The following is a 9,643-nucleotide window of genomic DNA, read 5'->3' as shown; positions in this document are numbered from 1 at the left end:
TCAGAAATAATAAGAGGTATTTTTATTTGTTGATCAGGAAACTGTCGAAACTGGTGGAAAAAACCACTTCATGAAAAAACGATTTATCAGCATCGCGGTATCCGCCCCTGTATCCCATACTAAAAGGCAGAACAAATCTGAATGCATGGAAATCGCTCATCAGCTCAATGCCTGTTGATGTAAATGTATTTGTATAGCTATATGTCAATTCTGTTTCCTTTTCTTCGAGTTTGTATTTTGCCCTTGCAGCATCGAAAAACAGATTCAGGCGAAACCGTTTGATATAAATCAAACCGGGCAATGACCAGTCGGGGTTCCAAAGCGGCATCTGGTAGGTGCCGTTAAAAACGTACATATTATCGTTCATAATGTATTCATATCCGCGGGGCAGATTGAGCAAGTCGCCGAATTTTTGATACATCCGGTATGATAAATTTGTGTCAATTTCTTCCCCGTTAGTTTTGTTTTGCCACTGATTGTCAATGGTTATGGCATGATGTCGTCCAGGTCCGGGAAAATAAAGCCGGCTGCTGATTCCGTAAGCTTTTCCTGCATTGTAATTTCCCCAGGGTGTATGTCTGAAAATAAAACTGAAACTTTGGCCCCACCGTGTATTGACATCGCGTGCTGTTCCTCTTAGTTTATTATGAAAATAGGCGGAGTATTCCATTCCCCAGTAGTCAATATCCGGAATATAAATCATGTTGTAATCTCCGGTTTCAATCAGGTTCCCATTGTTGCCAATCATGAAAAACGATTGTTCATAATTACGATTGCGAATATTTTGCCATGACAAGCGGCTTTCGAACTGAAGCAAACGCCCCCATTTCCCGATACTGAGATCGAGCGGAATGCGTGTTCCTGCTTCCAGACTTATATGGTTTTCTCTTCCTTGCTGTTCGAGAGTGAACAGGCCGGTTGTGCTTGCATACATATCCCCGAAGAATTCCTTATAATCGCCCCATTTCAGATCAAAATCTATAACCGGAAACCACCCGCGGTAGGTAATGCCGATGTTGAATTTTTCACGACTTTCCGATTTTGCAGCATTGTATCCTGCCCGTGTCACCATAGTACCAAGGAGGTTTTGGCTCATCAGTGACAGGCCGGGGTAAAGCTCCTGGTTATCAATGTCGATGTACGCGGGAGCCCAGCTGTGAAGGTTTATCAGGTTCCATTTGCTGTAAGGCTTTATCGCGGCGGTATCGGGCTCATAGTTGGTTTGGATACGGGGTTCCTGCGTTTTGAGCTTTTTCACAAGGTCATTTGTCAAATCAGCCGGTTCTACGCCCTCTTTGATAGTTTGCCTGGCAGGTATTTTTACAAGTTGATAGCCGGTTGGTGTATAATTCGAGTAAATAAGAGAATCCTTCCCTTTAAGAGATGGAAAAGTGGCTCCGAATCTTGACCGGGTCAGTTGTGATGTGATACCGGTTTTAATATTGGTGCGGAAAATCTCCTCGGAATTTTGTGTTGATGCCGTGTACCAGATGTAAGGCTCTTTTTTTACAGGGTATTTTGGTTCATCGAAGGCGGGCTTCCGAAGCGTTTTCCACCGGTTGGTCTTTGTGTTCAGGGTGACAATGCTTTTTCCCGAATCGGAGAGTAGTACCAACACCAGTTCGTCCTTTTCATCACTCCATGAAGGATGCATCGGAAAAGCATTTCCGGGAGTCGGAATTCTTTTGATCGCTTTTCCCTTCCCCATATCGATAAGGGTTATAAAAAATTGATAGTCTGTTGTATTTTCTACCACAGCCAGCGTGTCTGATCCGCCTTTTAGAGCAGGTGCAAAATAACGCGATTTGGCAGTCAGAGTTGACGTTTGTTGTCTAAACCTGTCGTAAACTCTCACGATAGAATAATCGGCATTAGGCCAGCGAATATGTGGTGTAAATTCTGTCCATGCTACCCATCGCTCATTGGCTGTTATGGGATCACTGTTTCTGCCTCCTGTATAAGCTATTGTTTCTATATTTCCTGATGATGAGATGTCCACAATACGGGTTCGCTGTCCAGGTCCGGTTATCTGGGCAAAAACATTTCCCTGTTCCGTAACTACCGGATATTCGATGTTAGTATAGTCGTCATTTCCCCTGGCGATGAGATCGAAATCTGAAGTATTGAGGGTGTCGTCGTAGTTTCTCCATGCTGTAGCAAGACTGTCAAAAACAGCATTGTATAGCAGACGCTGATTGCGATAACCTGTTTTCCTGATCTCTTTTCTGAAGGGGATGAGCGACCAACTGTTTCGCCCCGCATTATCGATCACGTCCTGCCATATTTCAGCTCCATACCGCTGTCTGACCGCAGCCGTAAGATGATATCCCATTTTGTAGTAATCCGGGACAAATTCTTTGTATGAACCGAGATAGGCTTTGTCGAAATCGTCATACCCATAGCGGGTCAGCCGTGCCTTGAGTGACTGGCTGAACACAGGCAATCTTCCACGGCCACTTTCCGAAAGCGTGGTTTCGCTGATGACGGCATCGCCCTCGATAAACCACATTGGCAGGTAAGCACCAAGGACAGCACCCGTGGCTTGCTCTCCTGTAAACCAGGACGCGACTTTTGTAAATCCCTGCCTTAGTTTATCGATTTGCACCACGTGACGGTATTCGTGGATGGCCAGTTGTTCCAACCAATCGGTTCCGTAGTTGTTCTGATCGGGAGACGGATACAGCTCAATACGTCGGGGGGCCCATGATACAAAGCCGTTGGTAAAGGTGGAGCGTCCGTGTATTATTATATCAATTTTACGGGGTTTATGATTAAGCGTAGCTTCAACTTTGGGGGCAATACTGTCAAGAAAAAGGGCAAGCTTAGCGGCGGGTTGGGTAAACTCGTCGGGGAAAACCAGCCGGAATCGACCGGTGTTAATCTGTTTCCATTTTACAGAAGCAGGATCGGCTCCCGATGTGTAATACTGAGCATTGGTTGTAATTGCTAAGGAAGCAAGAATGAAGATTAGTAATGTGAAAATATTTTTTTGCATAACAAATACATCTGGTCTGTAATTTCTAACCTCGAAGCTCGATCTTATGATTTTTAATCTTGGCGTTCAGGCTTTTTAAAAGGATTAATTTGCCTGCGACAGCTTGTATTATTTGATATCTGAGTATCTCATAATTATAAAGCTGGTTAACTGTCTATATTTGCAAAAGTAATTGTTTTAATTTAGTCAATAGTTTTTAGTCAATAGTTTTTAGTCAATAGTCAGTAGTAGATTAGCTGACAGTGACGTATTCAAAAAAACAAATGAAACAAGCATGGCCAGGTTTACCACAATAAGAACATGTATAAATCTTGCATGCGAGTTCCATCAGACCAATAACTTAGACTAATTTTATACTGATGAATGAAAAATCAAATTATACCCGCCCTGTTATTTATCAGATGTTACCGCGTTTGTTTGGAAATTCTGAAACCACGAGAAAAAGAAACGGGACGTTAGAAGAAAACGGATGTGGAAAATTTGAAGATATCACCATTGCTGCGCTGAAAAGCATAAAGGAACTCGGCATTACCCATGTCTGGTACACAGGAATAATTGAACATGCACAGCTGACAGACTATTCAAAGCACGGCATTGCCATGGATTTTCCTGATGTAGTTAAAGGGAAAGCAGGCTCTCCCTATGCGATAAAGGATTATTTTGATGTCGACCCTGATCTTGCCACCTCTGTTCCGTTGCGGATGCAGGAATTTGAGGCGCTGGTTAATCGCACTCACCAGGCCGGTCTTAAGGTTATAATCGACCTTGTGCCCAATCACCTGGCCAGGCAATATATCTCTGATAATAAGCCCGCCGGAATTGAAGATTTCGGAACTTCTGATGACAAGAGAAAAGCTTTTTCTCCAGGGAATAATTTTTACTATTTACCAGGAAGCGAATTTATTTCTCCGGCTAAGACGACCGACGGATCAAACTGGAAAGAGGAACCCGCCAGGGTAACGGGAAACAATTGTTTTAAGGCGGATCCTTCGCTTAATGACTGGTATGATACCGTGAAACTGAATTATGGAGAGGATTTCAGCAGCGGACACAAATATTTTAATCCTGCTCCCGATACCTGGAAAAAAATGCTGGACGTTGTTCTTTTCTGGTCCGGTAAGAAGATTGATGCCTTCAGGGTGGATATGGCCGGTATGGTGCCTGTGGAATTCTGGCAATGGTTATTTGAGGAGGTAAAGAAAAAATATCCTTCTATTCAGTTTATTGCAGAAATTTATGAGCCGGAACGTTACCATGAGTTTCTTTTTAAGGGCGGATTCGATTATTTATACGATAAAGAGTTGTTCTATAATACCATTCGTGGAGTGATAACAGGAACACTTCCTGCCTCGGAAATTACTGCCGTCTGGCAGAAAGTGGAAGGGTTTCACCACCATCTGCTCTATTTTCTTGAAAACCATGATGAACAAAGAATTGCTTCGCGCTTTTTTGTCGGTGATGCTTTCAAGGCTCTTCCCGGTCTGGTTGTTATGGCGACAATGTTACACAACCCGCTCCTTATCTACTTTGGGCAGGAACTTGGTGAAGAAGGGATGGATGAAGAAGGCTTTAGCGAAAAAGACGGGCGTACTTCAATTTATGATTATTGGAGCCTTCCGTTAATACAAAAGTGGGCGGGGCCTGAGAAAAATTTCACCGGTGACGGATTGCCAGATGAAGCAAAAACTCTGCGGGCATTTTACCGGAAAATATTAAGAATGGCTAATGATGAGCCGGCACTGGCACGAGGCCGTTTTTATGATCTTATATGGAGTAATTTACACAACAATGCTTTTGATTCGGATTGCCTCTATGCCTGCTTCAGATATTGCGGAGAGCAAATACTTTTGGTCATGGCCAATTTCTCGGATGAAGACAAAGATTTCAGACTTCGTGTGCCGCGCCATTTCTTTGATCAGGCCGCACTTAATGAGCGTCTGTATTTCAGGGGACACGATAAGCTTAAGATGAATAAAATGCTCCAGTTTCCTGCCGAAATAGCATTAAATGCCGGGCTGGGAGGGAGGTTGAAAAAACATTCGGCATCTGTTTTTGAACTGGAATATTATTCTATGGAGAGAGGAATAACGGGAGTGTGATTGCAAAAACTTATCTAACTGCCCGCCACTTCCAGGGTCAGAGACCACCGGAAGGGTTATTTCCCGTTAAATGTTTGGTTATGCCGCTTCAGCGGCTGGGGTACTATCTCTTTGAACCCCCTAATCCGTATGATTTATCAGCAAATTCAAATAAATTCCGCATGATAATTACAAACTGCCCCGGAAAATTAACGTATATTTGATCCGTGTTACATTATTTATTATTTCTTTGTTTACTACTATGAAACGTTCATTTCTTTTTATTTTGATGTTTTTTCTCATGTTAACCTGGAGTTGTTCCGATGACGAAGAAGAGAAAAACGAACCTCAACCTAAAGCGCCTGTCGTAGAATTCATTTCACCCCAGAATGAAGCCATCTTTAAGAAAGGTTCAACGATTCCTTTCGAAATAGAGGCCTCCGATGAAGACGGAAATATTTTGCTGGTAGATTTGAGGATTGACGGAGAGAGCGTGTATCATTGGGAGACGGGTCCATTTGTTTATGATATGGATACCAAAGATATGGAAGTTGGGGAATACGTTGTGGAATGCAGGGTAGATGATGATCAGGGTGAATTTTCAAAAGACTCGGTTTCCATAACCATTACCGATGAAGATGTACCGGATCCCAATGGCCCCCAGGTGGCGTTTATCGCGCCGGAAGATGGTGCTGTCTTTGAAAAAGGTTCAACGATTCCTTTTGAAATAGAGGCCTCCGATGAAGACGGAAATATTCTATTAGTTGATTTATTATTTAATGGGAATAGTGTTCATCATTGGGAAATGGAACCTTATACCGTTGACTGGGATTCGAATTACCACCTGGAAATAGGAGAAAACACAGTGGAATGCAGGGTAGACGATGATCAGGGTAAGTCCTCAAAGGTATCCATTTCCATTACCATCACTGAGCCTGTTGTCGCAAATTATACAATTAATGGTATTTTGAAATCGGCAGAAACAAATTCTTTTTTGGAAAATATTGAGGTAATTTTTGGTGAACTGTCCTCTACAACCGATGCGGAAGGCAAGTTTTCTTTTGAGACCAATAATACTGGCATTGGAACTTTGTATTCTGAAGTATCATATGATTATATTCCGGTTCAGTACTCATGGGAGTTTGAAGAAAATGAGACGTATGATATTTCTCTTATGGCTTATCCAAAGGTATCAGGAATCAATACTCAAAACTCAGATTTTATCAGAGGTGTTTCTCTGTTTGACGCCGGCCCCTGGATGGGGCAGGACCTTTATCCGGATGCCTTTAAGCAAACCTTTGACAGGCTTGAGGATATGAATGCCAACACAGTGACGGTGTTCGATCCGGTGTTTGTTACCGTGGTGGGTGAAGATTCCGTGGCTATGAGTACCTCGGCAAATACTTATTATGCCTGGGACATGTTGAGTCAGAACCAATACAAAACCCTTTCGGATGAGGCTTCAGCAAGAGATTTGAATATGATGTACTGGTTTGGGGTGTGGCCTCAGGATGAAAAACAACTGGATGGCAAATCATTTAACGAGATTGTTTTTAGCGGGCAAAAATTGAGTGATGCTTTCTGGGAAGACTGGTTTTCGGAATATACCAGGATACTGAAAGAATACGCCCAAACCGCCGAAACAAAGAATGTTGAATGGATATCGCTTGGTCATGGCCTTTCCTATGCCACAAGTCCGCAGGCTTTTAGTTCAGAAACTTTATATGAAACTTCGTGGAGCAATCTGATTAATGAAATAAAAAGTGTATATACCGGGAAGATTGTCTACTTTGGAGCAGCCCGGCCGTTTACTGCACCTAACTATTCGGGCGGTTCCGAATGGGTATTCTTTGAAGACGAAAGTTATTCAGATGGATTTACCGACTTGTTTGATGCTTTTGGAATCGTTGTTTCCAATGTGACCGAAACTCAAAATCCTTCTGTTTCGCAAATAAAGAGTGAGATGGACGGGATCTTAAACCATTATTCCGGATTCAGCAAGCCTGTTTTTCTGTGGGTGTGGGCGCCTTCCGTTGACGGGGCAGCCAATACCTATGGCCACCTGGAACCTGTTCTGGATGTTTCCGGCGATGCCAACAACTGGTCTGTCGACTTTTATGAGCAGGCAGATATTTATCAGGGCATTTTCCAGGCCGTCAATGAGAGCAGCGTAAATATACAGGGCATTATTTCGCACGGCTACATGTATTTCGACCGTTTTTCCAAATATGAACCGAGAGACATGAATACTGCTTTTGAGAAAGCAGCTTCGGTGAGAGGTAAACCTGCAGAGAAAATTATTCAATACTGGTATGATGCTTACGGCAATTAGCCGTCACCCTGCTTCGGCAGGGTGCTGATCTTATACTAACGTAATATGCAGAAATAGCGTGATACATGAGAATAGCACCCCGGTTTACCGGGGTGACATGGAATTCCCAACAACACCAGAAAGCCGGTTTTCAGCCGGCTTTCCATCTTCTTAATGAGAATCCGGTTATGGCCAGGGCCTGTCCCCAAATAATCCAAAGAATAAGCTTCATTTTGGCCTGTTGACTTTTTCAGCACCCCCTGCTTATCACTTTACTTATATCAATCCGGGTTTCCGAATGAAGCCAACCATTAAAAGTATCTGAAGGCCTTATTTACTTTTAAGAAATATTTTTGTAGATTTTAACAGAAAACAACAACTCATTAAATTTTCTGTTATGGTGGCACAAAAATTCACTTTCGAAGTAACCCTGGACAGCGATGAGTTTGTAAAAGTTGAAGACCATCTCTTTACAACTCATGAAAGTCTTTTGAGGGAAGAGCCCAAAATTTATTTGATAGGCAAGGGCTGTCTTAGAATCCTGAAGGAGTTTGAAGACCAGCTGACCATGAAATCCCTCAATGAATGGATGTTGCTCTCACGGGCCCTGGACCAGACCTGTGGGTTTGAAACAGCATGGGACGACCGTAAAATCCTGCAGGAGCTGGTTACGGGGCGAGACCACCCGGTGAGCTGGTATGCGCATAATTGCAAGGCTGTGTCTTAGGCAGGTATGTTAATTTACTTGAAGGCTTTTCGATTCCAATGGAGATAATTTTTTAATTCATTTCCGAGATGATTTTTTTAAATTTGCGGGTGCAATGTTATTTTTTTTATATGATCGACTACTCGCAAGTTAATATAGAAAATCTCGTTATTCATCATATCGGGAGTCGTACCGAAGGAGAATCCGTCAGGTTTTCCAAAAGTCCGGTGCGATTGTTTGATGAAGACACCGTAGGTGATGTTTTGCTGTCATACTTTTTTCGCCCGTTTAAAAGCGAAGCTTACTTCAATTTTACCGGCGAGAATGAAGAGCCCGAAAATAATCCCATGTTTCAGTGGTTATCGGCTGTTTTTGACAGTCCCGATCAGCTTTATGATACTTCCCTGAAGGTTGCCGAGCATCTTTATGAGCAGTCAAATCACCCGAAAATAAGAGGAGGAGAGTTCTACATGGCCTATTTCAGCAACTGTGTTGTTGACGGCGAAGTAACCGACGGAATTGGTATATTCAAGAGTGAAAATAAAGAAACCTTTCTCAAAGTATACCTCAAAGACCACACATTTGAACTGGGAGCACAGGAGGGGATTAACATCCGAAAGCTTGACAAAGGTTGTATTGTTTTTAATACCGAAAAGGAAGCCGGATACAAAATCAGTATGGTTGATAACATCAATAAAGGACAGGAGGCCCGCTTCTGGCGTGATGATTTTTTAGGATTGATGCCAAGGGAAGACAATTATTATTTTACACGGAACTATCTTAACCTGTGCAAAGATTTTGTGACCGATGTTTTTAATGACGAGCACGAAGTCCCCAGGCCCGATCAGATTGATATGCTCAACCGATCGATAAACTTCTTCGATAAGAACAAGAATTTTAAAAAGGACGATTTTGAACAGCAGGTCATTCGTCAACCCGAGGTTATTGAAGCGTTTAACGATTACCGTCAGGTATTTGAGGAGGAAAAGGAGATGCCGCTTAACGATAGTTTTGATATTTCCAGAAGCGCAGTGAAGACTGAAAAGAAGCATTTTAAATCGGTTTTGAAACTTGACAAAAATTTCCATGTGTATGTACATGGCCGTCGCGATCATATCGAACGTGGTTTTGATCCGGACAAGGGAATGAACTACTATAAGCTCTATTTTGAAGTTGAGCATTGATGTTGTTAGCCTTGCAACCGGCACCTTCTGAACAGACACATGATAAGTAGGAAACTTTTCCTACTTTATAGACAGGCACTAATTACCATTCATCATTCAAAGTTTAACGGAGTATTGATGAGTGCGGTAACGTGGTTAGAAAAGAGAATCTGTCAGCGGTTTTCAGAATCATTGGAATTTAATTTTAAACACGAGTCTTTTGCTTATAGGTTTGGATTCAAACATTAAACTTTAATTGATTATGGGAAAAGGTGATAGAAAAACCAGAAGAGGCAAATTGTTCATGAAGTCGTACGGTAATACCCGACCGCGTAAAAAGAACAAAGCCAAAGCAAAAACAACAAAGAAGTGAATTTGTTGTGTGAAAAA

At 42.4% G+C, this 9,643-nt stretch carries 7 protein-coding genes; 6 read left to right on the top strand and 1 reads right to left on the bottom strand.

The features are described 5' to 3' along the window. Window positions 1-22 precede the first annotated feature (22 nt). Window positions 23-2,995: a hypothetical protein gene (locus OQ5_RS0107605; RefSeq protein ID WP_016776912.1), complete on the bottom strand. Its 2,973-nt coding sequence runs from the start codon at window positions 2,993-2,995 to the stop codon at window positions 23-25. Window positions 2,996-3,354: 359 nt separating this feature from the next. On the opposite strand from OQ5_RS0107605, the gene OQ5_RS0107600 reads away from it, so the two are divergent. The 6 genes from OQ5_RS0107600 to OQ5_RS25265 all read left to right on the top strand — a co-directional run bounded on the left by OQ5_RS0107600 (window position 3,355) and on the right by OQ5_RS25265 (window position 9,626). Continuing rightward, window positions 3,355-5,094, top strand: a complete 1,740-nt coding sequence (locus OQ5_RS0107600; protein ID WP_016776911.1) for an alpha-amylase family protein — start codon at window positions 3,355-3,357, stop codon at window positions 5,092-5,094. Window positions 5,095-5,335: 241 nt separating this feature from the next. Continuing rightward, complete coding sequence (locus OQ5_RS0107595) at window positions 5,336-7,405, top strand: Ig-like domain-containing protein (protein WP_100221896.1); 2,070 nt, start codon at window positions 5,336-5,338, stop codon at window positions 7,403-7,405. Window positions 7,406-7,470: 65 nt separating this feature from the next. After that, a complete protein-coding gene (locus OQ5_RS23440) occupies window positions 7,471-7,629 on the top strand; it encodes a hypothetical protein (RefSeq protein ID WP_016776909.1) in 159 nt (52 codons plus the stop codon). A gap of 152 nt (window positions 7,630-7,781) precedes the next feature. Next, window positions 7,782-8,111 carry a hypothetical protein gene (locus OQ5_RS0107585; protein ID WP_016776908.1) on the top strand — a complete coding sequence of 110 codons (330 nt, stop codon included), beginning with the start codon at window positions 7,782-7,784 and terminating at the stop codon, window positions 8,109-8,111. A 110-nt stretch (window positions 8,112-8,221) separates the two neighbouring features. Beyond that, on the top strand, window positions 8,222-9,274 hold the full coding sequence (locus tag OQ5_RS0107580; protein WP_026055166.1) for a nucleoid-associated protein: 1,053 nt from the start codon (window positions 8,222-8,224) through the stop codon (window positions 9,272-9,274). 241 nt (window positions 9,275-9,515) lie between these two features. Beyond that, window positions 9,516-9,626, top strand: a complete 111-nt coding sequence (locus tag OQ5_RS25265) for a 30S ribosomal protein THX (protein WP_010420584.1) — start codon at window positions 9,516-9,518, stop codon at window positions 9,624-9,626. Window positions 9,627-9,643 lie beyond the last annotated feature (17 nt).

The sequence above is a fragment of the Anaerophaga thermohalophila str. Valhall genome, assembly GCF_000250735.1.
GTDB classification, from domain to species: Bacteria; Bacteroidota; Bacteroidia; order Bacteroidales; family Marinilabiliaceae; genus Anaerophaga; species Anaerophaga thermohalophila_A.
Note: the sequence above shows the minus strand (reverse complement) of the source record. Positions and strands in the feature narration are given on the sequence as shown.